General features: G+C 70.2%; 23 protein-coding genes. 11 read left to right on the top strand and 12 right to left on the bottom strand.

All coding sequences use genetic code 11. From position 1 onward, the window contains the following. From VGD44_RS22440 to VGD44_RS22430, 3 genes are all read right to left on the bottom strand, one after another. Positions 1 to 573: hypothetical protein (locus tag VGD44_RS22440; protein ID WP_331090607.1), on the bottom strand; the 573-nt coding region annotated here is incomplete at its 3' end. 61 nt (positions 574 to 634) lie between these two features. Next, positions 635 to 2,116 carry a sigma-54 dependent transcriptional regulator gene (locus VGD44_RS22435; protein WP_331090606.1) on the bottom strand — a complete coding sequence of 494 codons (1,482 nt, stop codon included), beginning with the start codon at positions 2,114 to 2,116 and terminating at the stop codon, positions 635 to 637. A gap of 106 nt (positions 2,117 to 2,222) precedes the next feature. Next, positions 2,223 to 2,831, bottom strand: a complete 609-nt coding sequence (locus VGD44_RS22430; protein ID WP_331090605.1) for a hypothetical protein — start codon at positions 2,829 to 2,831, stop codon at positions 2,223 to 2,225. Between the two features lie 65 nt (positions 2,832 to 2,896). Between VGD44_RS22430 and VGD44_RS22425 the strand changes: the two genes are divergently transcribed. Both VGD44_RS22425 and VGD44_RS22420 read left to right on the top strand, forming a co-directional pair. Continuing rightward, positions 2,897 to 4,339 (top strand): PLP-dependent aminotransferase family protein, encoded by a 1,443-nt coding sequence (locus VGD44_RS22425; RefSeq protein ID WP_331090604.1) that lies wholly within the window; start codon positions 2,897 to 2,899, stop codon positions 4,337 to 4,339. Between the two features lie 101 nt (positions 4,340 to 4,440). Beyond that, positions 4,441 to 6,567 carry a PQQ-dependent dehydrogenase, methanol/ethanol family gene (locus VGD44_RS22420; RefSeq protein WP_331090603.1) on the top strand — a complete coding sequence of 709 codons (2,127 nt, stop codon included), beginning with the start codon at positions 4,441 to 4,443 and terminating at the stop codon, positions 6,565 to 6,567. A gap of 1 nt (position 6,568) precedes the next feature. Here VGD44_RS22420 and rocD read toward each other — a convergent pair whose 3' ends face one another. After that, on the bottom strand, positions 6,569 to 7,789 hold the full coding sequence (rocD, locus tag VGD44_RS22415; protein ID WP_331090602.1) for an ornithine--oxo-acid transaminase: 1,221 nt from the start codon (positions 7,787 to 7,789) through the stop codon (positions 6,569 to 6,571). Between the two features lie 13 nt (positions 7,790 to 7,802). Beyond that, on the bottom strand, positions 7,803 to 8,675 hold the full coding sequence (locus VGD44_RS22410; RefSeq protein WP_331090601.1) for a dimethylarginine dimethylaminohydrolase family protein: 873 nt from the start codon (positions 8,673 to 8,675) through the stop codon (positions 7,803 to 7,805). Between the two features lie 116 nt (positions 8,676 to 8,791). Here VGD44_RS22410 and VGD44_RS22405 point away from each other — a divergent pair, with 116 nt between their 5' ends. Beyond that, positions 8,792 to 9,214 (top strand): Lrp/AsnC family transcriptional regulator, encoded by a 423-nt coding sequence (locus VGD44_RS22405; RefSeq protein WP_331090600.1) that lies wholly within the window; start codon positions 8,792 to 8,794, stop codon positions 9,212 to 9,214. 91 nt (positions 9,215 to 9,305) lie between these two features. Further along, a complete protein-coding gene (locus VGD44_RS22400) occupies positions 9,306 to 11,096 on the top strand; it encodes a M3 family oligoendopeptidase (RefSeq protein ID WP_331090599.1) in 1,791 nt (596 codons plus the stop codon). Positions 11,097 to 11,100: 4 nt separating this feature from the next. Here the strand turns inward: VGD44_RS22400 and VGD44_RS22395 are convergent, their stop codons facing one another. The 4 genes from VGD44_RS22395 to VGD44_RS22380 form a co-directional block, all read right to left on the bottom strand. Continuing rightward, the gene (locus VGD44_RS22395; RefSeq protein ID WP_331090598.1) at positions 11,101 to 11,559 is read right to left on the bottom strand and encodes an SRPBCC family protein; all 459 of its coding nucleotides are present in this window, start codon (positions 11,557 to 11,559) and stop codon (positions 11,101 to 11,103) included. A 40-nt stretch (positions 11,560 to 11,599) separates the two neighbouring features. Continuing rightward, complete coding sequence (locus VGD44_RS22390) at positions 11,600 to 13,189, bottom strand: EAL domain-containing protein (RefSeq protein WP_331090597.1); 1,590 nt, start codon at positions 13,187 to 13,189, stop codon at positions 11,600 to 11,602. Between the two features lie 210 nt (positions 13,190 to 13,399). After that, a complete protein-coding gene (locus VGD44_RS22385; protein ID WP_331090596.1) occupies positions 13,400 to 13,885 on the bottom strand; it encodes a GFA family protein in 486 nt (161 codons plus the stop codon). Next, on the bottom strand, positions 13,885 to 14,958 hold the full coding sequence (locus tag VGD44_RS22380) for a hypothetical protein (RefSeq protein ID WP_331090595.1): 1,074 nt from the start codon (positions 14,956 to 14,958) through the stop codon (positions 13,885 to 13,887). The genes VGD44_RS22385 and VGD44_RS22380 overlap by 1 nt, the downstream gene beginning before the upstream one ends. A 77-nt stretch (positions 14,959 to 15,035) precedes the next feature. Between VGD44_RS22380 and VGD44_RS22375 the strand changes: the two genes are divergently transcribed. Further along, positions 15,036 to 17,069, top strand: a complete 2,034-nt coding sequence (locus VGD44_RS22375; protein ID WP_331090594.1) for an acylase — start codon at positions 15,036 to 15,038, stop codon at positions 17,067 to 17,069. Between the two features lie 6 nt (positions 17,070 to 17,075). Here VGD44_RS22375 and VGD44_RS22370 read toward each other — a convergent pair whose 3' ends face one another. Beyond that, on the bottom strand, positions 17,076 to 18,011 hold the full coding sequence (locus VGD44_RS22370) for a hypothetical protein (RefSeq protein ID WP_331090593.1): 936 nt from the start codon (positions 18,009 to 18,011) through the stop codon (positions 17,076 to 17,078). Positions 18,012 to 18,058: 47 nt separating this feature from the next. Continuing rightward, positions 18,059 to 18,760 carry a helix-turn-helix domain-containing protein gene (locus VGD44_RS22365; RefSeq protein ID WP_331090592.1) on the bottom strand — a complete coding sequence of 234 codons (702 nt, stop codon included), beginning with the start codon at positions 18,758 to 18,760 and terminating at the stop codon, positions 18,059 to 18,061. Positions 18,761 to 18,875: 115 nt separating this feature from the next. Between VGD44_RS22365 and VGD44_RS22360 the strand changes: the two genes are divergently transcribed. From VGD44_RS22360 to VGD44_RS22335, 6 genes are all read left to right on the top strand, one after another. Next, a complete protein-coding gene (locus VGD44_RS22360) occupies positions 18,876 to 20,000 on the top strand; it encodes an acyl-CoA dehydrogenase family protein (RefSeq protein ID WP_331090591.1) in 1,125 nt (374 codons plus the stop codon). 77 nt (positions 20,001 to 20,077) lie between these two features. Continuing rightward, a complete protein-coding gene (locus VGD44_RS22355; protein ID WP_331090590.1) occupies positions 20,078 to 21,124 on the top strand; it encodes an alpha/beta hydrolase in 1,047 nt (348 codons plus the stop codon). A 64-nt stretch (positions 21,125 to 21,188) separates the two neighbouring features. Next, the gene (locus tag VGD44_RS22350) at positions 21,189 to 21,428 is read left to right on the top strand and encodes an aa3-type cytochrome c oxidase subunit IV (protein ID WP_331090589.1); all 240 of its coding nucleotides are present in this window, start codon (positions 21,189 to 21,191) and stop codon (positions 21,426 to 21,428) included. A gap of 196 nt (positions 21,429 to 21,624) precedes the next feature. Beyond that, a complete protein-coding gene (locus VGD44_RS22345; protein WP_331090588.1) occupies positions 21,625 to 22,758 on the top strand; it encodes a Re/Si-specific NAD(P)(+) transhydrogenase subunit alpha in 1,134 nt (377 codons plus the stop codon). 8 nt (positions 22,759 to 22,766) lie between these two features. After that, positions 22,767 to 23,081 carry a proton-translocating transhydrogenase family protein gene (locus VGD44_RS22340; RefSeq protein ID WP_331090587.1) on the top strand — a complete coding sequence of 105 codons (315 nt, stop codon included), beginning with the start codon at positions 22,767 to 22,769 and terminating at the stop codon, positions 23,079 to 23,081. Positions 23,082 to 23,103: 22 nt separating this feature from the next. Then, the gene (locus tag VGD44_RS22335) at positions 23,104 to 24,516 is read left to right on the top strand and encodes an NAD(P)(+) transhydrogenase (Re/Si-specific) subunit beta (RefSeq protein WP_331090586.1); all 1,413 of its coding nucleotides are present in this window, start codon (positions 23,104 to 23,106) and stop codon (positions 24,514 to 24,516) included. 4 nt (positions 24,517 to 24,520) lie between these two features. On the opposite strand, the gene VGD44_RS22330 is transcribed toward VGD44_RS22335, so the two are convergent. Beyond that, the coding region (locus VGD44_RS22330) for a hypothetical protein (protein WP_331090585.1) at positions 24,521 to 24,827 on the bottom strand (307 nt) is incomplete at its 5' end.

Raw genomic sequence — 24,827 nt, 5'->3', positions numbered from 1 at the left:
GAATGCGGGCAGCGGCAGCAACAGGAGGCCGCCCAGGACGCGGCGGTGCGGCCGGACGGTGAAGCAGATCGCGGCGAGTAGGGCGGCGTGGGCCGCCAGCGCCCCGAACTTGATCCAGGCCGCCGTGCTGGCGCGGGCGGTGAGGGCGAGGCCCGCCTCGACGTCCTTGGTGATGGTGAGCAGGGCGGTGGTCTCGACGTAGTCGGCCGCGAGCGCCAGCAGCGCCGCGCCAATCGCCGCCAGCGCCAGCGGCCGCCGCACCGCGCCGCCCGACACGAACAGCACGCTCAGCACCGCGAAGGCCGTGTAGCTCGGGATGTAGGCGAAGACGTCGAGGGTGTTCACCTGGTCCATGGCCGCCAGGGCCGGCGGCCGGCAGGGATCGCCCAGCGGATGGAAGATGCGGGTGAGCTCGGCCTGGGTGGTGGCGAGTTCGAAGGCGATGACGTCGCCGCTGGCCACGCAGGCCCCGGCCGCCGTCAGCGCCGGCAGCTGCGCGAAGCCGACCGTGATCGCCAGGGTGATGAGGCCGGCCAGCCCTGTGAGCAACGCCGCGAGCCGTGTGTTGGACATGTCCCGCTCCCCGTTTTGCGGGAAGCGTAGCCTTGGAATGCGAGCGAGACCTAGCCCCGCGTTACGCCGCGGCGGCGTCCGCGTCGGCTTCGCCGCCCTTCACCAGGCCTTCGAGCCCTTGCTCGCGGACCTTGCGGTAGAGGGTGGAGCGGCCGATGCCGAGGCGACGCGCCACTTCGCTCATGTGGCCGGCGTAGATCTCGATGGCGAGCTGGATCAGGTCGCGCTCGATCTCCTCGAGCGTGCGCAGGTGGCCGCGGCCGTCGAGGATGCGGACGGGCGAGTCCACGGCCGGCGAGTCCGAGCCGCCGGCGATGGCGGCGCTGGGCGCCGGCGCGGCCTGGGGCACGTAATCCGGCGGCGGCGCCGCGACGCCCGAGATCGCCGGGAAGTCGTGCGGCTGCAGGTAGGGCGCGTCGCTGAGCACGATGGCGCGGTAGACGGCGTTCTCCAACTGGCGGACGTTGCCCGGCCAGTCGAAGGCGCTGAGGCAGGCCAGCGTCTCGGCCGACGCGCCGACGACGGACTTGCCCTCTTCCACGTTGAAGCGACGGACGAAGCAGTCGACCAGCGCCGGCACGTCTTCCTTGCGCTCGCGCAGCGGCGGCGCTTCGACCGGGAAGACGTTCAGGCGGTAGAACAGGTCCTCGCGGAACCGGCCCTCGGCCACGGCCTGGGACAGGTCGCGGTTGGTGGCCGAGACGATGCGGACGTCGACCTTTATCGAGCGCTTCGAGCCGATCGGGTCGATCTCGCTCTCCTGCAGGGCGCGCAGCAGCTTGACCTGCATGTCGAGCGGCAGTTCGCCGACCTCGTCGAGGAACAGGGTGCCGCCGTTGGCCTCCTGGAACTTGCCCAGGTGCTTGTCGGTGGCGCCGGTGAAGCTGCCCTTCTCGTGGCCGAACAGGATCGACTCCACCAGGTTCTCGGATATGGCGCCGCAGTTCACCGCCACGAAGGGCTTGCCGGCGCGCTCGGACGAGCCGTGGACCGCGCGCGCGATCACTTCCTTGCCGACCCCGCTTTCGCCGGTGATCAGGATGGGGATCGACGACCTGGCCGCCCGCTCGCCGAGACGCTTGACCATCAGCATGGCCGGCGAGGTCCCGATCAGGTCGTCGAACGTCGTGCGCCCGGAGGCGTGCTTCTTGAGGCGGTCGACCTCGCTCTTGAGGGACCCCATGGAAAGGGCGTTGCGGATCGAGACGGTGATCCGCTCAGGGCTGGCGGGCTTCACGAAGAAGTCGCACGCGCCGGCCTGCATCGCCTGGACGACGGTGTCGATCCCGCCCGTGGCGGTCAGCACGATCACCGGCTGGTTGAAGCTGCGGGCGCGCATCTCCACCAGGGTGTCCTGACCCGAGATGCCGGGCATGACCAGGTCGAGAAGGACCACGTCCACGCCGGCCCCGGACGACAGATGCTGGATCGCCTCGTCGCCGTTCTGGGCATGCGCCACCGCGAAGCCGTCGCGCTCGAGGACGGCCTGGATCAGGCGGCGCTGCGTAGGATCGTCGTCAACGACAAGGACCGTTTTGGCCATGTGAAAACACCCACCGAATTTGGGCCGCCGTCCTTCTGGACGAGGCCTTGTTGTTGTCTCCTTCTGATACAGGCGAAGGGTAAAGGCGGCGTTTCGGAGACCTGAGTCAGGCGTTAACGGGCGTGCTTTTTTGCGACCGGGAGTCGTGGATCGTGAAGGCGGGCAGGAAGAGTTGCACCAGCGGGCCGATCGTGAAGGCATAGAGCACGGTCCCCAGGCCGATCGTGCCGCCCAGCAGCCAGCCCACGGCCAGGACGGTCACTTCGATGCCCGTGCGCACGAGGCGGATCGACCAGCCGGTGCGCCGCGCGAAGCCGGTCATCAGGCCGTCGCGCGGGCCCGGGCCGAGGCCAGCGCCGATATACATGGCGCCCGCGACACCGTTCAGGACCACGCCTGCGACCAGCGCGGCGGCGCGCAGGGGCAGGCCTTCGACCTCGGGCAGGACCAGCAGGGTGAGGTCCACCGCCGTGCCGATGGTGAAGATGTTGGCGACCGTGCCGATGCCCGGCTTCTGGCGCAGCGGGATCCAGAGCAGGAGCACGACCGCGCCCACCACGTTCACCAGCATGCCGAACGACAGGCCGACGTGGCCGGCCAGGCCCTGGTGGAACACGTCCCACGGGTCGAGGCCGAGCGCGGCGCGCAGCATCAGCGCCATGGAGGCGCCGTAGAGGACGAGGCCGGCGAAGAGCTGGGTCAGGCGACGAGGCATCATGCCGAGCCAGATGTCGCCAACTGGCATTTGAAAACAGGGCCAGTTCTGCGAAGGTGGCGTCCATGACCTACCGCCGCATCGGTCCGGCCTCGCTTGTGCGCCTCCTGGGCGCCTGGCGGGGCGAGAAGACGGGCCCCGCCTATCGTCAGCTGGCCGACGGCCTGCGCCTGCTCATCCTCGACGGCCGGCTGCCGCTGGACGTGGTGCTGCCGGGCGAGCGCGAACTGGCCATGGCGCTGGAGGTCAGCCGTACGACGGTGACGGCGGCGCTCGCCCGGCTGCGCGACGACGGCTTCCTCGACCGCCGGCAGGGCGCGGGCGCGAAGACCCGGCTGCCGGCCGGGCCGGGCGACCGGGGATCGACGCCGCTGATGCTGGGGCCGATGGGCGAGGGCATCCTCGACATGGCCGCCGCCGCGCCGCCCGCCGCCGAGGTGGTGCACCAGGCCTTCGCCGCGGCGCTCTCGGCGCTGCCGGCGCACCTGCCCAACCATGGCTACCTGCCCGTGGGCCTGCCGGCCCTGCGCGAGGTGATCGCCGAGCGCTACACGCGCCGCGGCCTGCCGACGGCGCCTGACCAGATCCTGGTGACCAACGGGGCGCAGCACGCGCTGGCGCTGATGCTGCGCCTCACCTGCGGGCCGGGCGACCGGGTGGTGATCGACCATCCGACCTATCCGCACGCCATCGACGCGATCCAGCGGGCCTCGTGCCGGCCCGCGCCGGTGGGGTTGCCGGGCGAGGGCTGGGACGTGGAGGGCGTGGCCGCCGCCCTGCGCCAGAGCGCGCCGCGACTGGCCTACTTCATCGCCGACTTCCACAATCCGACCGGCCGGTTCATGTCGTCCGAGGCGCGGGCGGCGATCGTGGCGGCCGCGCAGGCGGCGCGGACCACCGTGATCTTCGACGAGACCATGATCGACCTGTCGCTGGACGGGCCGGTGAAGAGCTACGAGTTCGACGAGCCGGTCGAGGGCCTGGTGCGGCTGGGGTCGATGGGCAAGAGCTTCTGGGGCGGCCTGCGCCTGGGCTGGATCCGCGCCGACGTGGCCACCATCCAGGCGATCGCCGTGCGCCGGGTGTCGCTGGACCTCGGTACGCCGGTGCTGGAGCAGCTCGCCTGCGCGCACCTGCTGGCCGACGACGAGCCCTCCCTGGCCCATCGCCGTGGCCTGCTGCGCGAGCGGCGCGACGTGCTCTACGGCCTAGTGCGCGAGCGGCTTCCCGACTGGAAGGTGGCGCTGCCCCCCGGCGGCCTGTCGCTGTGGGCCGAGCTGCCGGCGCCGGTGTCGAACACGCTGGCGGCCACGTCCGAGCGGTTCGGCGTGCGGCTGGCGGCCGGGCCTCGGTTCGGCGTAGACGGCGCGTTCGAGCGTTTCATGCGCCTGCCGTTCACGATGGCGCCCGACGACCTGGCCGAGGTTGTCGACCGCATCGCCATGGCCTACGCGCGGCTGCGTCCCGGCGCAGCCCCGAGCCGTGCGTCCCTTGGCGCCGTGGTCTGACCGCCGCTTCCCCGGCGGCAGGCTTGCGGGCCGCGCGCCGCGGGGCATAGTGCGCCCCCTGAACGCCGATCATCCAAAGAAGTCGGCTGCTGGGAGGCGTCATGAAATTCTTCCGACTGGGCTTGGCCCTGGCGTTCGCTGCGAGCCTGGCGGCCTGCCAGAAGGCGCCCGGCAGCGTCGACCAGAAGCGCCTGGAGGCGGCGGCGGCGAACGCCGAGTGGCTGTCCTACGGCAAGGACTACAGCGAACAGCGCTTCAGCCCGCTGGACAAGGTCAACGCCGGGAACGTCAGCACCCTGGGCCTGGCCTGGTACGCCGAGTTCGACACCGACCGCGGCCAGGAGGCGACGCCGCTGATGATCGACGGCGTGCTCTACACCTCGACCGCCTGGTCCAAGGTGTTCGCCTTCGACGCCAAGACCGGCAAGCAGCTCTGGAAGTACGACCCGCGGGTCGAGGGCGCGAAGGGCTTCGACGCCTGTTGCGACGTGGTCAACCGCGGCGTCGCCGCGTGGAAGGGCAAGATCTTCGTCGGCACGATCGACGGCCGCCTGGTGGCGCTGGATGCCAAGACCGGCGCGGTGAAGTGGGAAGTCCAGACCACCGACAAGTCCAAGCCCTACACCATCACTGGCGCGCCGCGGGTGGTGAAGGACAAGGTGATGATCGGCAACGGCGGCGCCGAGTACGGCGTGCGCGGCTACATTTCGGCCTACGACACCGAGACCGGCAAGCTGGCCTGGCGCTTCTACACCACGCCCAACCCGACCGGCGCGGCCGACGGGGCGGCGTCGGACAAGGTGATGGCCGAGAAGGCAGGCGCCACCTGGTCGGACGGCGAGTGGAAGCAGACGGGCGGCGGCGGGACGGTCTGGGATTCCATGGCCTACGACCCCGAGCTGGACATCATGTACTTCGGGATCGGCAACGGGACGCCGTGGAACCACCAGAAGCGGTCGGGCGGCAAGGGCGACAACCTGTTCCTGAGCTCGATCCTGGCGCTGAAGCCCGATACCGGCGAGTACGTCTGGCACTACCAGACGACCCCGGCCGAGAGCTGGGACTACACCGCCACCCAGCACATCATGCTGGCCGACCTGAACATCGGCGGGCAGCCGCGCAAGGTGCTGATGCAGGCGCCGAAGAACGGCTTCTTCTACGTGATCGACCGGGCGACCGGAAAACTGATCTCGGCCAAGCCGTACACCAACATCACCTGGGCCTCGGGCGTCGACATGGCCACGGGCCGGCCGATCGAGACCCCCGGATCGCGGTACGAGACCTCGATGGTGATGCAGGTGCCGGGCCCGCTGGGCGCCCACAACTGGCAGCCCATGGCGTTCAACCCGAAGGCGGGGCTGGTCTACATCCCGCTGAACGTGGCGCCGTTCGCCTACGCCGACGACAAGGGCGGGTCCTACAAGGCCGGCGCCTGGAACGTGGGCGTCGACTTCGTGATCAACTCGCTGCCATCTGACGCGGCGCAGCTGAAGGCGCTGACGGCCCTGATCAAGGGCCAGCTGGTGGCCTGGGACCCGGTGCAGCAGAAGGCGGTCTGGACGGTCAACCATCCGTACTTCTGGAACGCCGGCGTGCTGTCGACGGCCGGCGGGCTGGTCTTCCAGGGCGCGGCTCAGGGGCAGTTCACCGCCTACGACGCGGCCACGGGCAAGTCGCTGTGGAACTACGACGTGGGCAACGGCGTGATCGCGGCGCCGATGACCTACGAGCTGGACGGCGAGCAGTATGTGGCGGTGATGGTGGGCGTGGGCGGCGGGGGCCAGATCTCGGCGCCAGCCTCTATGCCGGTCAGACCCCGGCTGCCCGGCCGGCTGATGGTCTTCAAGCTGGGCGGTTCGGCCAAGGCGCCGGCGTTCCCGCAACCCGCGGCGGCCAAGGTGGAGCTGACCGGCGTGAATTCCACGGGCAACGTCCAGCACGGCTTCGAGCTGTTCCACAAGAACTGCCAGGTCTGCCATGGCCCCAACGCCTCGGGCGCCTGGCTGCCCGACCTCAAGGCCTCGCCGATGCTGACGACGGCCGACAACTGGAAGGGCGTGGTCATCGACGGCGTCAGCGCCAGCCGCGGGATGGCCAGCTTCTCGCGCTTCATGAGCCCGCAGGACGCCGAGGACATCCGCGCCTACGTGATCACCGAGGCGAAGAAGGTGGCCGCCGCGCCGGAGGTTCCGCAGGGGGCGAAAGCTCCGGCGGGTGGGGGACAGTAGGCTACGGCAGGACCGCCGCGAACTGATCGACGATCCAGTCGGCCTGGGCGTCGGTGAGGATCAGCGGCGGGGCGATGCGGATCGTATGGTCGTGGGTCTCCTTGGCGAGGAGGCCACGGCCCTGCAGCGCCTCGCACACGCGGCGTGCGCCACCGGCGTCGGCGTGGAGCTCGACGGCGATCATCAACCCGCGGCCACGGACGTCCTTCACGCGCGGCGTGGCGATGGCCGCGAGGTTCGCCTTTAGGCGCTCGCCCACCCGGGCGGCGTTCTCGATCATGCCCTCCTCGACCAGCACCTTCAGCGCCGCGCGGGCGACCGCACAGGCCAGCGGGTTGCCGCCGAACGTCGAGCCGTGCTCGCCGGGGTGCAGCACGCTCATGACCTCGGAGTTCGAGAGCACGGCCGAGACGGGATAGAAGCCGCCGGACAGCGCCTTGCCGATCAGGGTGAGGTCGGCCTCGACGCCCTCGTGCTCCTCGGCCAGCAGCTTGCCGGTGCGGCCGAGACCGGTCTGGATCTCGTCCAGGATCATGATGACGTTGTGCTGCGTGCACAGCTCGCGCACGCGCTTCAGGTAGCCGGCCGGCGGAATGATCACGCCCGCCTCGCCCTGGATCGGCTCGACCAGGAAGGCCACGGTGTTGGGCGTGATGGCGGCCTCGAGCGCGTCGGCGTCGCCGAACGGGATCATCTTGAAGCCCGGTGCGAAGGGGCCGAAGCCGCCGCGCGACTGCGGGTCGCTGGAGAAGCCGACGATGGCCACGGTACGGCCATGGAAGTTGTCGGCGCACACGATGATCTCGGCCTGGCCGTCCGCCACGCCCTTGACCTCGTAGCCCCACTTGCGGGCCACCTTCAGCGCCGTCTCCACCGCCTCGGCGCCCGAGTTCATCGGCAGCACCTTGTGCGAGTTGGTGAGCGCGCAGAGCTCCTCGTAGAAGGGCGCGAGCTGGTCGTTGCGGAAGGCGCGCGAGGTCAGCGTCAGGCGCTGGGCCTGCTCCATCATCGCGGCCAGGATCTTCGGGTGGCAGTGACCCTGGTTCACGGCCGAATAGGCCGAGAGGCAGTCGAGGTAGCGGTTGCCCTCGACATCCCAGACGTAGGTCCCTTCGCCGCGCGTGAGCACGACGTCGAGGGGCTTGTAGTTCTTGGCGCCGAACTGGGCCTCGGTCTCGATGAAGCGGGAGGTCAGGCTGCGCTGGATGGCGACGTCGTTCATCGGGGGTATGTCCTTATTCGGCGGCGTGCAGTTGGACGGCGGCGGGGACGGAGGTGCGGTCGAGGCGCAGCGTCATGCAGTACGAGGCGCCGCCCGAGAGGATGAAGGGCGACAGGTCGACCTCGGTCACGCTGTAGCCGCGGCTGCGCAGCGTGCGGCGCAGGCTCTCCGGCGCCTTGGCCATGACGATGCGGGCGTCGAGGTTCACCGCGTTGACGCAGAAGGCGGCCGCCTCCTCGTCGCTGGCCTCGATTCGCTGGCTCTCGGGGATGCGCGCGCGGATGGTCGCGAGCGCGTCCGGGGTGAAGGCCGGCGGATAGTACAGCACCTTGCCGCCTGCCAGCGGGCAGAAGCAGGTGTCGAGGTGGTAGAAGCGCTCGGTGGCGAGCTCGAGGGCCACGGTCTCGTGGCCGAAGGTCTTGCGGATGATCGGGATCGCCGCGCGGCTGGAACGGGGGCCGTAGCCGCACCAGAAGAGCTTGCGATCGGCGTCCCAGATCGCGTCGCCCGCGCCTTCGTGGAAGACGCCTTCCGGGAAGTCGACGATGTCGTGGACCAGCCCGCGGGCCTTCAGCTTCTGGAAGACGGCGCGGAACACGGGCTCCTCGCCCTGGCGCTCCGGATAGCGGAAGCGGGCCATCAGGACGCGGCCGTCGAGCACGACGGCCGCGTTGGCCGGAAACACGAGGTCGGGCAGGCCGCGGACGGCGCCGATGGTCTCCACGTGGGCGCCGGTGGCTTCGAGCGCGGCGCGCAGCGCCTGCGAGCCGGCGACAGCGGCCTTGGCGTCGGCGGCGGTCCAGCCCTTGGGGTCCATCCAGGGATTGATCCGGTAGCTCACGTCGAAGCAGGCCGGGTCGGTCATCAGGTAGGTTGGGCGGTCCATGCAGGCTCCTGGAGGTGATCCGCTCGCAGGATCGCGCGGTCCTGCGCTAGCGAATAGCGACCAAGCTGCTACATTACGTCGATCAATTTGGCGTTTAGTCAGGTAGGACTAGCGAAATGACGGACGAACTGGACCGGGAGCTCATCGGGCTGCTGCGCGCCGACTCGCGGAAGCCCGCGGCGACGCTCGCCAAGGCGCTGGGGGTGTCGCGCGGGACGGTGCAGAACCGCATCGAACGGCTGGTGCGCGACGGGACCATCCAGGGCTTCACGATCAAGACCCGGCCCGACGCGTCGAACCGGGTGCGGGCCGTCATGACCATCGCCATCGAAGGCGAGCGATCGGCCGCGGTTGTGCGCGCCTTGCGGGGCTTCCCGGAGGTGGCGGCAGTGCACACCACCAACGGCCGCTGGGACTTGGTGGCGGAGATCGACGTGGAGACGTTGACCGCGTTCAGCGGCGCCCTGGACCGCATCCGCCAGATCGAAGGCATCGCCTCGACCGAGACGTCGATCCTGCTGGCGACGCAGAAGCTGTGACTTACCTTCCCCGCGCCGCAGCGGGGGAGGTAAGTGATAACAGCGATCCTCCATTGGCCGTGAGACTTCGGCGGCGCTAAGGTTCCGCTCCATGAACGCCCCCTTCAAGACCGAAGCGCTGCCCACGTGGCGGCTGGACGACCTCTATGCCGATCGGGAGGACCCGCGCATCGCCGCGGACCTCGCTGAAGCCGAGCGGCTCAACCGCGAGCTCGCCAAGCTCGAGGGCCGGCTGGTGGCCACCCGGGCGCGGCCGGCCGAGCTGGGCGGCATCATCGACCGCGGGATCGAGCTCTACGAGCAGGCGACCAACGCCATGTGGGGCGTGGGGGCGTTCGCTTCGCTCTCGGCCTCGACCGCTCGCGACGATCCGGCGTGGTCAAGGTTCGAGGCCGACCTGCGGCAGCGCAGTTCGCAGATCGCAGCGCTCAGCCTGTTCTTCACGTTGGAGATCAACAAGCTCGAGGACGACGAGCTGGAGGCGGCGCTGAAGGCCCACAAGACGGCGCAGCGCTGGCGGCCCTGGCTCCGGCGCGTTCGCGCCGGTCGGCCGCATGAGCTGACGGCCGACCTGGAGCGGCTCCTGATCGACAAGGCGCCGGCGACGGCCAACTGGGGCCGACTGTCCGACGAGACCCTGGCCAAGCTGTCCGCCAAGGTGGAGGGCCAGACGCTGACGCTGTCCGAGCTGCTCAGCCTGTCGGCCGGTCCTGACGCCCGCAAGCGCAAGGCCGCCGCCCAGGCGCTGGCCAAGGCGCTGGCCGAGCGGTCGGGCACGCTGGCGCTCAGCCTGAATACTCTGGCCTTCGATAAGCAGATAGACGATCGCTGGCGGAAGTATCCGTCGCCGGCTTCGTTCCGGCACCTGGCCAACGAGGTGGACGCCGAGGCGGTGGACGCGCTCGAGGCGGCAGTGGTCGAGGGCTACGAGAGCGTGAGCCACCGCTACTACCGCCTGAAGGCCAAGGCGATGGGGCTGACCCACCTGGACCACTGGGACCGAAACTGCCCGCTGGATTCGGCGCAGCCGCGGACCTTCAGCTGGGACGAGGCCAAGTCGATCGTGCTCGACAGCTACGAGGCGCTCTCGCCCGGCTTCGCCGAGACCGCGCGCATCTTCTTCAACCAGCCCTGGATCGACGCCAAGCCCCGGCCGGGCAAGCAGATGGGCGCCTACTCCCACTCCGTGACGGCCACGCGGCACCCGTTCGTGTTCATGAACTATATGGGCGAGCGGCGTGACGTGCTGACCCTGGCCCACGAACTGGGGCACGCGGTGCACCAGACGATGTGCAAGCCGCTGGGCACGCTCTTGGCCGACACGCCGCTGACGCTGGCCGAGACGGCCTCGATCTTCGGCGAGGGGCTGGTGTTCGAGAAGCTGCTGGCCGAGGCCTCCAAGGCCGAGCGGCGGGGGCTGCTCGCGGGGAAGATCGAGGACGGGATCAACACGGTGGTGCGCCAGATCGCGTTCCACCGCTTCGAGACCCGTTTCCACGCCGCCCGCGTCCAGGGGGAGCTTTCGGCCGAGGAGATCGGCTCGCTGTGGATGGAGATCATGAGCGAATGCCTGGGTCCCGCCGTACGGCTGGACAAGGGCTACCGCCACTACTGGGCCTACATCAGCCACTTCATCCACGCCCCGTTCTACGTCTACGCCTACGCCTTTGGGGACCTCCTAGTGCGGGGCCTCATGGAGAAGCGCCGCGAGGACCCGGCGAAGTTCGCGCCGCTGTACGAGAAGCTGCTGGCGGCCGGCGGCACCAAGACCTACGTCGAGGCGCTGGCGCCGTTCGGGCTGGACCCGCGGAAGAAGACGTTCTGGGCGGCGGGCGTGAAGCAGATCGAGCGGCTGGTGGACGATTTCGAGGCGCTGGTGTGACGCCTCACTCCACATAGCGAGCCAGGCTCTCCAGCGACGAGGCGATGCCGGCGGAGTGGTCGGCGGCGCTGATGCCGCGCGGCACGTTCTCGGCCAGCACCGTGACCTCGGTTCCGGCGGGCAGCGGATGCAGCGTGGTGGTCAGCGTCATCTCGCCGGCGAAGGCGGGATCGTCGGACTGGAAGCGGACGACCTCGACGATCCGCGCGTCGGGCACCAGCTCGGCGAAGCGGGCCTCGAAGACGTCGGCGTCCGCGGAGGTCTTGCCGCGATTGGACCGGCCGCCGTCGTCATAGACGAAGGCCATGCGGTAGCCGCCGCCGGCGCGAGGCTCGAAGGCGTAGACCTTGGCCGACATCCCTCGAGGCGGTCGCCACGAGGCCACGGCCGAGGGTTCCAGGAAGGCGCGGTAGATCGCGTGCGGCGGAGCCTTGATCACGCGCGAGCCGGTGTGGGTGGCCATGGCGGCACTCTAACTCGCGAGAGCCGTGCGGCGATCCCTCCTAGCCCCAGCTCTCCACTTCGCCGCGGCGGCGGGCGGCCACCGGGCTGGGCGCGCGTTGCATGCTCTCGGGCTTGGGCGTGGGCTTTCCGAACAGCCAGCCCTGGCCCAGCTGGACGCCTAGGTCGGCGACCGCCTTGGCCGCCTCCTCGGTCTCGATCATCTCGGCCACGGTGGAGACTTCCAGCTCGCGGCACAGTTCGGCCAGTCGTTTCAGGATGAGCGTGTCGCGCGGCCGCCCGCCGAGGGCCTGGATGAAGCGGCCGTCGAACTTCACGACGTCGGCCTCGATCTGGCGCAGGTAGTCCATCGACGCGGCGCCTGCGCCGAAGTCGTCGAGGCAGATCACATGGCCGGCCTGGCGCAGCCGCTGGATCAGGTCGTTAGCGGCGGCGAGGTCCGAGATCTGGTGGCTCTCGGTCAGCTCCAGCATCAGCCGCGGCCGGATCTTCTCGGTGATGGCGGTGACCTTCAGGACCTCGTCGATGAAGCCCTCGGACTGCAGCGAGAACGCGCTGATGTTGGCGGCGATGCGGACGTCCTCGCGCGCCTCGCACAGGGCCTGCGCCACGGTGCGCACGATGGCGAGGTCGAACTCCACGACCAGACCCAGCTCCTCGGCGAGCTTGATGGTGGCGGCTGGGCCGCCCCCGCCCTCGAAGCGGGTGAGGGCCTCGTAGTGGTGGAGCTCGCGGGTCTTGAGGTTGACCACCGGCTGGTAGACCAGCTCGAAGCGGCCTTCGCGCAGCAGGTCCTTGAAGCGGGTGGACTCGGTCACCGTCTGGCGCAGCGCCGCCTCGAAGCTCTTGGCGGCCAGCGGCGGGCCCTCCTCGATGCAGCGGTCGATGGCGTAGCGGATGGCGCGCAGGCTCTCGGTGGGCGAGGCGGCGTCCAGCGCCAGCGCGCCGGTCCAGAGCTGGATCCTCGGCCCGGCGAGGTCGCGCACGCGCTCGGCCAGCGCCTCGGCGTTGTTGGCCTGGCCCGAGCGCAGCAGGGCGAAGCGGTCGGGGCCGATGGCGGCGGCCGGCAGCCCGCCGTACGAGGCGGCCCGCAGCATGGCGGCCAGCTTGCGCCGCACGTTCATCGCCTCGGCGGGCGACATGGACGACAGCGCGCCGGTCAGGCCGGCGAATTCCAGAAGGTCGACGTGGAGCGAGGCGCCGTCGCGGTCGGCCTGCTTCATCAGGTTGGCGGCGGCGGTCTCGAATTCCTCGCGGCCGGTCAGCCCGGTCTCGTCCAGGCGCGCCGGCCCGATCCCGGGCGCGCAGAGGCTGAGCGAGGCGGCCACGTGGCTGTCGCGCCCCGGCATCTGGAAGAAGGTGAGCATGGCCGGCTGCGGTCCGCGCTGGGTGGCCAGGCCGACGGTGTAGGGACCGCGACGCTCGCCGGGACGGGTGTCGCGCAGGGCGGCCTCCACCAGCTCGGCGTCGGCAGGGACGAACAGCTCGCGCCAGGGCTTGCCCAGGGTGGAATCGGCGCTGCGACTGAGCAGCCGCATGGCCGCGCCGGTGGCGAAGCTGACGAGATGCCGGTCCTCGATCTCGAGCACCAGGTCGGCGCTGGCGAACACGAAGCTCAGAAGTTGGGCCATGGTCGGAGCCGCCGGCGCCTTTTGAGGCGCGGCCGGTGCAGCTGCCGCCGTGGCGTTCGCGGACGCCATCTTCGCTTCGCTCCCACGCCGCGGCCGCAGGGGGCGGTCGGGGCGCAACGCGAGCTTTGTCACAGGACTGTTGATGGCAGGTTGATTAGGTAAGTCGGGAAACCGACCGTTTCCCACGCCAAATCCGAGGCTTGCTGCAACCTAGAACATCGGTTCGGGCGGCTTGCGCTTCTTCCGGGTGGGCTTGACCCACATCACGCCGGGATAGCCCTTCAGGGGCGCCAGCGGCTCGCCCATGTAGGTCCAGTCGGCCTGTTCGGAGAGGTGCATGTGGTATCGCGGCTCTCGACCCGTGCGGGTGGTGAAGAGGGCGCGCGGCACGTTGACCATCTGCGGCGAGCGGCGGCGCTCGTAGAAGAGGGGCGTGCCGCAACGGGCGCAGAAGCTGCGGGCCGTGCCTTCGTCCTCGTCCTCGTAGCGGGCGATATGCTCCTCGCCCTCGACCACGCGGAAGCGGCTCTTCCAGCTGCCGACGTAGGTGGCGTAGGCGCAGCCCTGGGCATGGCGGCTCCGTGCCGAGTGGTCGTGCCAGGCCCAGCGGGCCGGGATGCCGATCTCGACCTCCACCGCGCCACACACGCAGCGGCCCAGCGCGATGCCGGGCGGGGACTTCAGCGTCTTGGGCATCAGGTCTCCGAGAGCCAAGTCAGGATCGGCCCGTTCAGCTCGCGCGGGTAGGTGTGGCTGAGGTCGTCGAGCTCGCGGTAGATGACGTTCGCGCCGGCCCGCGTCAGCGCCTGGGCGGCCTCGCGCGCCATGTCGATGGGGAACATCCAGTCGCGCACGCCGTGGACGATGTGGATCGGCAGGCCCGCGAGCCGGTCCTTGTCGGCGTAGGCGGCCATCATCGGATGGAAGGCCGCGGAGGCCGGCGCCAGGTGGGTGAACGGCGAGCCCGGCTCGAGGCCGGAGACATAGGCGAAGGTGCCGCCGTCGCTCATGCCGCCGAGCAGCAGGCGGGCGGGGTCGACATTCCAGTGGCCGCGGATGGCGTCCAGCATGCGGGCGAGGTTGGGCGTGTCGGCGTCGGGGCCCTGGATCGCCCAGGTGCGGCCGACAGCGGTGGGCGCGACGACGATGGCGCCGAAGGTGCGGGCCTCGCGCACCCAGCTCCACAGGAACGAGCGCCCGTTGCCCGAGCCGCCGTGCAGGGCGAAGACGACCGGCCACGCGACTGCCGGGTCATAGATCTCGGGGACATAGACAGAGAAGCCGCCGCGCGTGCCGGGGTCGTTGTCGAAGTGGAGCACGCCGGTGTCGGGGCGCCCGGGCGCCTCGGCCAGTCGCCTCGCGAACTCGATGTCGTCGCGGCGGGCGGGGTCGAGGAAAAAGCGGCTCACCGGCGGCAGGCCGCCGGCCAGCGGATAGAGCGCCTCCATGGCGCGCGGCAGCTCGCGCAGCGCCTTGAAGGCGGCCATCAGCCCGTCCTCAGCTTCAGGCGCGGCGCGCAGGGCGGCGAAAGCGGCGATCGCGCCGTCGGTCGCCGTGGCCAGGGCGGCCTGCACGTCGGCCAGGCTGTCGGACCAGCCGTCCAGCCGATGCCGCTCGGCGACCAGCGCCGCCTCGGGCTCGCCCACCGCGTCCATCACCTGGTCGAAGTGGGCAGGATCCAGGTAGCGCGCCACGAACCCCAGGCGGTCCAGCGCCTGCAGCAGCGGCGGCAGCACGGCCACCACGTCGTCGAGTTCGCGCGCGTCCATGCCGCCACGATAGCGGGCGACGGCGGCTTGGCCAGCCGCCCGGCATCCGCGACAGTGGCCAAAACGGGGAGGCGAGGATGCGTGGGGCGATCATCGGCGCGGCGATCGCCGTGCTGGCGGCGGGCGCCGTCCAGGCGCGGGACTACGACGTGCGTATCCGACGCGACGAGTGGGGCGTGCCGCACGTCAAGGGCAAGACCGACGCCGATGTGGCCTACGGCCTGGCGTGGGCGCAGTGCGAGGACGATTTCGCCACCGTGCAGGAGGCGGTGTTCACCGCGCGCGGACGGCTGGCCGAGCTGAACGGACCGGCGGGCCTGGAGAGCGATTACCTGGTGGCGCTGCAGGACGTGGCGGGCGCCGTGCAGCGCGGCTATGGCGGCTTGCCGGCCGACCTGCGGTCGGTGCTGGAGGCGTACGCGGCCGGGATCAACGCCTACGCGGCGAAGCACCCCGACAAGACCGTCGCCGGGCTGGGGCGCGTGACGGGCCAGGATCTGGTGGCCGGCACGACCTATCGCGGGCCTACCTTCTACGGCCTGGACGACCTCTTCCGGCGGACCATGCGGTCCACGTCCACGAAGACCGCCGCCGTGGAGGAGAAAATCGAGATCGGCTCGAACGGCGTGGCGGTGGGCCCGAAGCGCTCGGCCGACGGTGCGACGCGGCTGCTGGTCAATTCTCACCAGCCCTACACCGGCGCGCTCGCCTGGTACGAGGCGGTGCTGCAGAGCGACCAGGGCTGGCATGTGGCGGGCGGCTTCTTCCCGGGCTCGCCCTTCATGCTGCATGGCCACAACGCCCACCTGGGCTGGGCGTCCACAGTCAACAATCCGGACCTGGCCGACGTCTACCAGCTCACCGTCAATCCAGCCGACCGCGACCAGTACCGGCTGGACGGCGCCTGGAGGCGGTTCGAGAGCGGCTGGGTCGAGCTGAAGGTGAAGCGGCCCGGCGGCACGCTCGAGACCGTCCGCCGCGAGGTGACCCGCTCGGTCCACGGGCCGGTGGTGAGGACCGACCACGGGGTGTTCGCGATCCGCTTCGCTGGCCTGGGCGAGGTGCGCCAGAACGGCCAGTACTTCGCGATGAACAAGGCGCGGAGCCTGGCCGAATGGAAGGCGGCCATGGCGCGCGGCGTGCTGCCCTCGATCAACTACGTCTACGCCGACGCCAAGGGGAACGTGGGCTATGTCCACAACGGCCGCTATCCGGTGCGCAAAGCGGGCGTGGACTGGTCGGGCGTGGTCCCGGGCGACCGCTCCGCCCTGATCTGGACCGCCCAGCTGCCGTTCGCCCAGGTCCCGCAGGTGTGGAATCCCAAGGGCGGCTGGACCTTCAACGCCAACAACACCCCGTTCCAGGCCACCGACGCGGCCGACAACCTGAAGCCCGAGGCCTATCCGAAGACCCTCGGCCTGCAGACCAACATGACCAACCGGGCGATGCGCGCGCTGGAGACCTATGGCGCGGACCCGTCGATCACCGCCGAGGAGTTCGAGGCCTACAAGTACGACCTGGCCTATTCGGACACGTCCGACCTCGGGAAGGCGGTGGCGCTGCTGCTCTCGGTCCCGGCTGGGAGCGACGCCGACCTCGCTGCTGCGCAAGCGCTGTTCCGGGGTTGGGACCGGCGGACGAACGTCGACAGCCGCGCGGCGCCGCTGGCGGTGCTGACGGTGACGCGGCTGGTCCAGTCGCCGGGCAAGCCACCGCTCGAGGTGCTGAAGACAGTGATGGGCGAGCTCAGGGCGCGCTTCGGCCGTATCGACCCCACCTGGGGCGAGGTGAACCGCATCCGCCGCGGGACCGTCGACCTGCCGATCGACGGCGGGCCGGACATCTTCCGCGCCGTCTATGGGCGGCCCGACGCCGACGGGCGGCTGAAGGCGCTGGCCGGCGACACCTTCGTGATGTTCGTGACCTGGGACCGGGACGGGAGGTTGTCGTCGAAGAGCATCCACCAGTTCGGCTCGGCGACGCTGGACGCCGCCTCGCCGCACTACGCCGACCAGACGCCGCTGTTCGCGACGATGCAGACCAAGCCGGTGCTGTTCACGGAGGAACAGCTCGCAGGCCACATCCGTCGCGACTACCGGCCGGGCGAGTAGGCGGCGTCAGGGCGATGGGGTCGCCGCGTCGCGCTCGATACGCCGCGCGCCGGCCAGGGCCCCAAATAGCGAGTAGTTCCCCTCATGGCAGGCGTATTCGAACATGGGGGCCGTCGCCGGCCGCAGGAGCATCTCGGCGCGCCAGGGCCGGGTGAACACCGTCGGGTCTTCCACGGTGAAGGCGTAGCGCAGCTCTGTCTCGGAGACCCTGGTGAAGCGTTCGACGACGCGGGCGTCCTTCGACAGGTAGAGCCGGCTCGGCATTCGCCAGGCGGCGCCGGGATGCAGGCCGCGGGTCTCGACCACCAGCGTGTCGCCCTCCCAGCGGCCTGACGGGTCGCCGGTCCACGGCCGCATGGACTCCGGCAGCGGCGGCATGGGTCGCAGCGGGATGATCCGCGCGTTCATGATCATCTCCGAGACGATCACCACGTGGTCCGGCGTCTGCACGATCCGGTAGTTGCCGTTGTAGACCGGGTTCTGGATCGGCGGCCCCGTCGCCCCACCGCCGCCCATCAGGCAGCGCTCGGGGCCCGGTCGCACCTCGGGGCCATCGAAGGCGTTGCGGTCGGCGGCCTGCGCCGCCGTCAGCGCTTTCAGCCCGGCCTCGGAATAGGGCAGCCGGCCGTCGGCGGGCTCGACGATCCACGACGTGCGCGCCTGACCGTCTACCCGCGCCAGCGCCAGGCCCGGCTCCCACCACTCCGTCTCGACCTGCCCCACCTCGTCCGCCGGTATCGCGGGGCGACCGTCGAGCGCCTTCTCAGCGGCGCGCGCCTCGGCTTCGCTCAGCGTCAGCGTCTTGAACGCCGGGCGCCGCTCGAGCGTCGTGAGCGAGCGGTTGCTCCAGATGCCGTCGAGGTCGGGTCGGACCCGCTGTGCAGCCGCGGGCGGGGCCGCCAGCAAGGCGGCGACGATCAGGGCGAGCCAACGGTCGGACATGCCGTCATCTCCGCGACCGGCCCCGACCCGGTCTGGGGCATGCTAGCTCAGGCGGCGGGCCGGAAGTAGAGCGTCTTCAACGCCGCCTCGTCCTCGATCCGCAGGGCCCGCTTCAGCGCGGCGATGTGCGCCTTCTCGCCCGAGAGCGTGATGGCCCCGGCGGCGAGGGCGTCCGACAGGCCGCAATGACCCATCCAGACGCGCACGAAGGCCTCTAGGTCGGACGCCAGCACCACGTCGACCTTCAGGCCGGGATCCTTGAGGCAGACCTCGACGTCGGCGGGCCGCAGGATCATCCACCAGTAACGCCGCGCCGCGTGCGCCTTGGGCAGCCCGCGGAAGTCGAAGCGCAGCACCAGGTCGCGGTCGGGCAGTTCGCGCGGGTCGATCTGGCGCTTCATGCCCCACATCAGGAGCTGCGGGTCCATCTCCTCCAGGGCGATGCGGCCCTGGCCGTGGCGCTGGCCCCAGTCTGACATGAGCTCGATCATGTCGCCCATCTGCCGGCCCGCCTGGGTGAGCGAATAGAGCTTGCCCTGCGCCAGCGGCCGGGTGGCGATGACGCCCGCCTCCTCCAGCTCGCCGAGGCGCTGGACCAGCAGAGCGCGCGACATCAGCGGCACGCCGGAGTGCACCTCGGTGAACCGCTTGGGCCCGAAGCAGAGCTCGCGAATGATCAGCGGCGTCCACCGCTGGGCGAAGATCTCGGCCGTCTTGGCGACCGGACAGAACTGGCCATACCCTTTCATGCCCTTAGGGTCGGCCCGATACCCGCGTTCGACAAGTTCATTCTTCGAACTGGAGCGGTGGGGGCCATCTGGACGAAGACGTCGCCTCAACAGACCTTTTGAGGATGACCCCCCAATGACGATCAATGTGAAGGCTGAGGCCATGGACTGGATCCGCAAGGCGCACGAGCTGGGACCGCAGATCGCGGCGCGCGCGGAGGCGGCGGATGCGGGCGACGCGTTCGTGGCCGAGAACATGAAACTCCTGAAGGAAGAGGGCTTCCACGCCGCCGGCGTGCCGGCCGAGCTGGGCGGCGGCGGCGCGAGCCCCGCCGAGCTGTCGGAGATGCTGCGTGCGCTCGCCCGCCACTGCGGCTCGACGGCGCTGGCGTTCGCCATGCACACCCATGCGGTGGCGCTGCCGGCCTGGCGCTGGCGGCGCACGCCCGAGGCGGTGGAAGGGCTGCTGAAGCGGATCGTGGCCGAGAAGCTGACGCTGGTCTCGTCCGGCGGCTCGGACTGGCTGGACGGCTCGTGCGAGGCCAAGCCTGTCGAAGGCGGCTTCCGGGTGAGCGGGCGCAAGATCTTCGCCAGCGGCTGCCCGCTGGGCGACCTCTTGGTGACCATGGCGGTGCAGGAGACGCCCGAGGGGCCGACGGTGCTCCACATGGCGATCCCGCTGAAGGCCGAGGGCGTGACCATCCTCGACACCTGGCGGACGCTGGGCATGCGCGGCACCGGCTCGCACGACATCGAGCTCAAGGACGTCTTCGTGCCCGACGCGGCCGTGACCGTGCGGCGGCCCTCGGGCAAGTGGCACCCCTTGATGCACATGGTGACCCTGGTCGCCTTCCCGCTGATCTACAGCGTCTACCTCGGCCTGGCCGAAGCGGCGCGGGACAAGGCCGTGGCGATGGCGGGCCGGAAGACCTCCGACGACCTGGCCCTGATCGTCGGCGAGATGGACACCGAGCTGGCCGCCGCGCGCCTGGCGCTGGCCGACATGGTGGCCTGCACGGCGGGCGACGAGCCGGGCCAGGACGCCACCAACCGCATCATGACGGGGCGCACGCTGGTGGCCCGCGCCGCGATCCGAACCGTGGAGAAGGCGATGGACGCCGCCGGCGGCGGGGCGTTCTACCGCAAGGTGGGGCTGGAGCGGATCTGGCGGGACATCCAGGCGGCCCGCTACCACCCGCTGCAGGAAAAGGCGCAGGCCCGGCTCGCGGGCCGGGTGGCGCTGGGGCTGCCGATCGACTGAGCGGACCGCCGCGGCGTCTTCGCCGAAGGAGAGGTACGGCTTGCCATTTTTCAAACGGCCGTTAGACCGATTGGACGATGGCAGACGACCTGACGAAGACGCCGACCGCGGCGACGAAAGAGACCTACGACGACCGGCCGTTCCATTCGGACGACCTGCCGCCGGAGGTCCGGGCGCCGCTGGCGCCGTTCAACGGCGAAGAGCCGCCGGCGCCGGCGTGGTTCCAGTGGGCGATCGCCCAGGAGCCGGAGCGGGACTTCGTCGAGTCCATGGGCATCAAGCTGGAAGCCCTGTCGTGGGGCGAGCGCGGCAAGCCCGGCCTGCTGCTCGTCCACGGCAACAGCGCGCACGCCGAGTGGTGGAGCCCGCTCGCGCCGTACCTGGCCAAGGACTACCGGGTCACCTCGATGTCGCTGGCCGGCATGGGCAACTCGGACTGGCGCACGACCTACAGGTTCCAGGACTTCGCGGCCGACGCCGAGGCCGTCAGCCGGGCGACCGGCCTCTACGAAGGCGGCCGCAAGCCGATCTACATCGGCCACTCGTTCGGCGGCGGGCAAGTGTTCTACACCGCCGTCCGCCACCCCGAGCAGATGCACGCCGCGGTCCTGGTCGACACCGGCTTCGGCGGCCCGCCGCCAGAGGTGCTGGCCGAGCGCCAGAAGCGCGCCGAGCTCCTGGCCAACAACCCGAGCCCCGACCGGCCCACCCGGGTCTACCCGACCCTGGCCGCCGCCCTGGCGCGGTTCCGGCTGATGCCGCCGCAGCCGGCGGAGAACCACTACGTCCTCGACTTCATCGCCCGCCGCTCGCTGAAGCGCGTCCCGATGCCGGACGGGGGCGAGGGCTGGTCTTGGAAGTTCGATCCCAACATGTGGGAGAAGCTCGACCGCTCGGATGGCGTCATGGCCATCGGCGGGATGCCCGAGCTGAAGGTGCCGATGATCCACCTCTACGGCGACAAGAGCCGGATCATCGACCGCCGCAAGGCCGGCGAGCCGGGCTTCCTCGACGGTCACGTGCCCGAGATCGAGATCCCGGATTCGCATCACCACGTGATGATCGACCAGCCATTGGCGCTCGTGGCGGCGCTTCGGACGCTGCTGGGCAGTTGGCCGCATTGAACGCGGGCGGCGGTTCGTGTATCGCCGCCCTCCATTCCCCTTTCATCCGAGAGTGAATTCCCCGATGGCCGGTAACGACTACCAGCGCGGCGGCATGGACATCGCCGAGCAGACCGCGACCTTCGCCCTCGTCATGGGCATGACGAAGTGGGCCTCGCTGGCGATCGCCGCCGGCGTCCTGTTCTTCACCCTGCTGTTCTGCACCCACACGGGCTTCATGGGTTCGGCCATCGCCGCCGTCGTGCTGCTGGCCGCCGGCGTGCTGCTGCTGCGCGAGAAGCCGGAAGCCGCCGGCGCGCACTAGACGCCCACCTTCAAGGCCGAGTTCGACGGGCCTCCGCGACGGCGGAGGCTTTGTCGTGTCTGGACGTTGCGTCACGTCCATTCAGAAACCCTTCAAACGACCGTTTGAAAACTGCGGTTCGACGGCTGGACAAGCCGTCGCGACGCCTCCTATGGTCCGGCCGCTGTCGCGCGCATTTTGGGGGATCCCGCGGACCATGGCCGTCATCGCCGTCACCAAGGAGCGCAAGGCCGGTGAGACGCGCGTCGCCGCGACACCGGAGACGGCGAAGAAGCTGATCGCGGCCGGGTTCGACGTGGTCGTGGAAGCTGGCGCGGGCGCCGGCGCCTCGATCGCCGACGCCGACTACGAGGCCGCGGGGGCCAAGATCGCCAAGACCGCCAAGGACGCCATCGGCAAGGCCGACGTGCTGTTCAAGGTGCGCGCCCCCGAGGCCGAGGAGATCAAGGCGCTGAAGTCCGGCGCCTACGTCGTGGCCCTGCTGAACGCCTTCAACGAGAAGGCCGCCGTCGACGCCCTGGCCAAGCAGGGCGCGACGTCCTTCGCCATGGAATTCGTGCCGCGGATCACCCGCGCCCAGGTGATGGACGCCCTGTCGAGCCAGGCCAACCTCGCCGGCTACCGCGCCGTGATCGAGGGCGCAGAGGCCTATGGCCGGGCGCTGCCGATGATGATGACGGCGGCGGGCACGGTGGCGCCGGCCAAGATCTTCATCATGGGCGTCGGCGTCGCGGGCCTGCAGGCCATCGCCACGGCGCGCAGGCTGGGCGCAGTGGTCACCGCCACCGACGTGCGGCCGGCGACGAAGGAGCAGGTCGAGAGCCTGGGGGCCAAGTTCCTCGCCGTCGAGGATGAGGAGTTCAAGGCGGCGCAGACCGAGGGCGGCTACGCCAAGGAGATGTCCAAGGAATACCAGGCCAAGCAGGCCGAGCTGGTTTCGGGCCATATCGCCAAGCAGGACATCGTTATCACCACGGCCCTGATCCCGGGCCGCCCGGCCCCTAAGCTGGTGAGCGCCGCCCAGGTGGCCTCGATGAAGCCGGGCTCTGTGCTGGTCGACCTTGCCATCGAGCAGGGCGGCAACGTCGAGGGCGCGAAGCTGGGCGAGGTGGCGGTCACCAAGAACGGCGTGAAGATCATGGGTGTGGCCAACCTGCCGGCCCGCATCTCGGCCGACTCCTCGGCGCTCTACGCCCGCAACCTCCTGGCCTTCGCCGAGCTCTTCAAGAACAAGGAGGGCGCCTTCGCCCCCGACCTCGAGGACGAGATCCTGAAGGCCAGCCTCGTCACCCACGGCGGCGCCGTGGTCCATCCCTCGCTCAAAGCCTGAGAGACCTCATGGACGTCGATCCGACCGTCTTCCGCCTGGCGATCTTCGTGCTGGCGATTTTCGTGGGCTACTACGTGGTCTGGAGCGTGACGCCGGCGCTGCACACGCCGCTGATGGCCGTGACCAACGCCATCTCCTCGGTGATCATCGTGGGCGCCCTCCTGGCCGCCGCGGCGCAGGGGTCGGGCGGCGAGGTCACCCAGAACGTCCTGATCTCCAAGGGCGCCGGCGCGATCGCCGCGGCCTTCGCGGCGGTGAACATCTTCGGCGGCTTCCTCGTCACCCAGAGGATGCTCGCCATGTACAAGAAGAAGTCGAAGTAGCGCGGTTGGCAGGGGCAACACCATGAACGCCAATCTCGCGGCCGTCCTCTACCTCGTCTCCGGGGTGCTCTTCATCCTGGCGCTCCGGGGCCTGAGCTCGCCGACCACCAGCCAGGCGGGCAACCGCAACGGTATGATCGGCATGGCGCTGGCGATCGGCGTGGCGCTGGCCACGCTGTTCAGCGAGGGCAAGCTCGATGCGCTCACGCTGGGCTTGATCGCCGCCGGCATCGCCGTCGGCGGGACCATCGGCGCCGTGATTGCCCGGCGCGTGGCCATGACCTCGATGCCGCAGCTGGTGGCGGCCTTCCACAGCCTGGTCGGCATGGCCGCCTGCCTCGTGGCGGTGGCGGCGATCTACACGCCCGACGCCTACGGCATCGGCGCGCCCGGCGAGATCCACCTCGTGTCGCTGATCGAGCTGTCGGTGGGCCTGGCCATCGGCGCCGTGACCTTCTCCGGCTCGGTGATCGCATTCGCCAAGCTGAACGGCAACATGAGCGGCGCGCCCATCCTGCTGCCCGCCCGCCACCTGCTGAACATCGCCATCGGCGTGGCGATCGTCGCCCTGGTGGCGATCCTGGTGATGAGCAGCGGCCAGGCGATCTGGGCGTTCTGGGCGATCTTCGCGCTGGCGCTGCTGATCGGCGTCACCCTGATCATCCCGATCGGCGGCGCCGACATGCCCGTCGTGGTCTCGATGCTGAACAGCTACTCCGGCTGGGCGGCCGCGGCCCTGGGCTTCACGCTCGAGAACATCACCCTGGTGATCACCGGCGCCCTGGTGGGCAGCTCCGGCGCGATCCTGAGCTACATCATGTGCAAGGGCATGAACCGCAGCTTCGTCTCGGTGATCCTGGGCGGCTTCGGCGCCGACGACAGCGCCGCCGCGACCGGCAAGATCGAGACGCGGCCGGTGAAGCAGGGCTCGGCCGACGACGCCGCCTTCATCATGAAGAACGCATCGAAGGTGATCATCGTCCCCGGCTACGGCATGGCCGTGGCCCAGGCCCAGCACGCGCTGCGCGAGATGGCCGACATCCTCAAGGAAGAGGGCGTCGAGGTGAAGTATGCCATCCACCCGGTCGCCGGCCGGATGCCCGGGCACATGAACGTGCTGCTGGCCGAGGCCAACGTTCCCTACGACGAGGTGTTCGAGCTGGAGGACATCAACTCCGAGTTCGCCACCGCCGACGTGGCCTTCGTGATCGGGGCCAACGACGTGACCAATCCGGCGGCCAAGACCGATCCCACCAGCGCCATCTTCGGCATGCCGATCCTGGACGTGGAAAAGGCTCGCACCGTCCTCTTCGTGAAGCGCGGCATGGCGGCCGGCTACGCCGGCGTCGAGAACGAGCTCTTCTTCCGCGACAACACCATGATGCTGTTCGCCGACGCCAAGAAGATGGTCGAAGGGATCGTGAAGGGGCTCTGAGCCCCTAGCCCAGCGGGTCGATGGCCCCGAGGCTGCCGCCCACGTTGCCGGTGATCGGCGGGTCGACGGGCGCGCCGCGGAAGCCGAGCAGCAGATAGCCGTCGGCCACGCCGTCGCCATCGAGGTCGACATCCACCCGGGTCAGGGGCGGCGCCACCGTCGTCGTGAAGTCGCCGCCGCCGGTCGGCGGAGCCGGGTCGTGCGGACCGGGGTCGGCCGGCTTGGGCGGCGTCAGCTGGGTCGTGAAGCCGTTGTCGGGCGTCGTCGGCGGATCCTGCTTGTCCGCGCCACTGCCATCGACCGGCGGCGGC

Origin of the sequence: Phenylobacterium sp., assembly GCF_036402295.1 — a bacterium.
Taxonomy (GTDB): Bacteria; Pseudomonadota; Alphaproteobacteria; order Caulobacterales; family Caulobacteraceae; genus Phenylobacterium.
Note: the sequence above shows the minus strand (reverse complement) of the source record. Positions and strands in the feature narration are given on the sequence as shown.

What these genes read in the sequence shown, in the direction of transcription:
- VGD44_RS22435 (WP_331090606.1), bottom strand. Translation starts at nt 2,116, where the DNA reads ATGGCCAAAACGGTCCTTGTCGTTGACGACGATCCTACGCAGCGCCGC.
- VGD44_RS22430 (WP_331090605.1), bottom strand. Translation starts at nt 2,831, where the DNA reads ATGCCTCGTCGCCTGACCCAGCTCTTCGCCGGCCTCGTCCTCTACGGC.
- VGD44_RS22425 (WP_331090604.1), top strand. Translation starts at nt 2,897, where the DNA reads ATGACCTACCGCCGCATCGGTCCGGCCTCGCTTGTGCGCCTCCTGGGC.
- VGD44_RS22420 (WP_331090603.1), top strand. Translation starts at nt 4,441, where the DNA reads ATGAAATTCTTCCGACTGGGCTTGGCCCTGGCGTTCGCTGCGAGCCTG.
- rocD (WP_331090602.1), bottom strand. Translation starts at nt 7,789, where the DNA reads ATGAACGACGTCGCCATCCAGCGCAGCCTGACCTCCCGCTTCATCGAG.
- VGD44_RS22410 (WP_331090601.1), bottom strand. Translation starts at nt 8,675, where the DNA reads ATGGACCGCCCAACCTACCTGATGACCGACCCGGCCTGCTTCGACGTG.
- VGD44_RS22405 (WP_331090600.1), top strand. Translation starts at nt 8,792, where the DNA reads ATGACGGACGAACTGGACCGGGAGCTCATCGGGCTGCTGCGCGCCGAC.
- VGD44_RS22400 (WP_331090599.1), top strand. Translation starts at nt 9,306, where the DNA reads ATGAACGCCCCCTTCAAGACCGAAGCGCTGCCCACGTGGCGGCTGGAC.
- VGD44_RS22395 (WP_331090598.1), bottom strand. Translation starts at nt 11,559, where the DNA reads ATGGCCACCCACACCGGCTCGCGCGTGATCAAGGCTCCGCCGCACGCG.
- VGD44_RS22390 (WP_331090597.1), bottom strand. Translation starts at nt 13,189, where the DNA reads ATGGCCCAACTTCTGAGCTTCGTGTTCGCCAGCGCCGACCTGGTGCTC.
- VGD44_RS22385 (WP_331090596.1), bottom strand. Translation starts at nt 13,885, where the DNA reads ATGCCCAAGACGCTGAAGTCCCCGCCCGGCATCGCGCTGGGCCGCTGC.
- VGD44_RS22380 (WP_331090595.1), bottom strand. Translation starts at nt 14,958, where the DNA reads ATGGACGCGCGCGAACTCGACGACGTGGTGGCCGTGCTGCCGCCGCTG.
- VGD44_RS22375 (WP_331090594.1), top strand. Translation starts at nt 15,036, where the DNA reads ATGCGTGGGGCGATCATCGGCGCGGCGATCGCCGTGCTGGCGGCGGGC.
- VGD44_RS22370 (WP_331090593.1), bottom strand. Translation starts at nt 18,011, where the DNA reads ATGTCCGACCGTTGGCTCGCCCTGATCGTCGCCGCCTTGCTGGCGGCC.
- VGD44_RS22365 (WP_331090592.1), bottom strand. Translation starts at nt 18,760, where the DNA reads ATGAAAGGGTATGGCCAGTTCTGTCCGGTCGCCAAGACGGCCGAGATC.
- VGD44_RS22360 (WP_331090591.1), top strand. Translation starts at nt 18,876, where the DNA reads ATGACGATCAATGTGAAGGCTGAGGCCATGGACTGGATCCGCAAGGCG.
- VGD44_RS22355 (WP_331090590.1), top strand. Translation starts at nt 20,078, where the DNA reads ATGGCAGACGACCTGACGAAGACGCCGACCGCGGCGACGAAAGAGACC.
- VGD44_RS22350 (WP_331090589.1), top strand. Translation starts at nt 21,189, where the DNA reads ATGGCCGGTAACGACTACCAGCGCGGCGGCATGGACATCGCCGAGCAG.
- VGD44_RS22345 (WP_331090588.1), top strand. Translation starts at nt 21,625, where the DNA reads ATGGCCGTCATCGCCGTCACCAAGGAGCGCAAGGCCGGTGAGACGCGC.
- VGD44_RS22340 (WP_331090587.1), top strand. Translation starts at nt 22,767, where the DNA reads ATGGACGTCGATCCGACCGTCTTCCGCCTGGCGATCTTCGTGCTGGCG.
- VGD44_RS22335 (WP_331090586.1), top strand. Translation starts at nt 23,104, where the DNA reads ATGAACGCCAATCTCGCGGCCGTCCTCTACCTCGTCTCCGGGGTGCTC.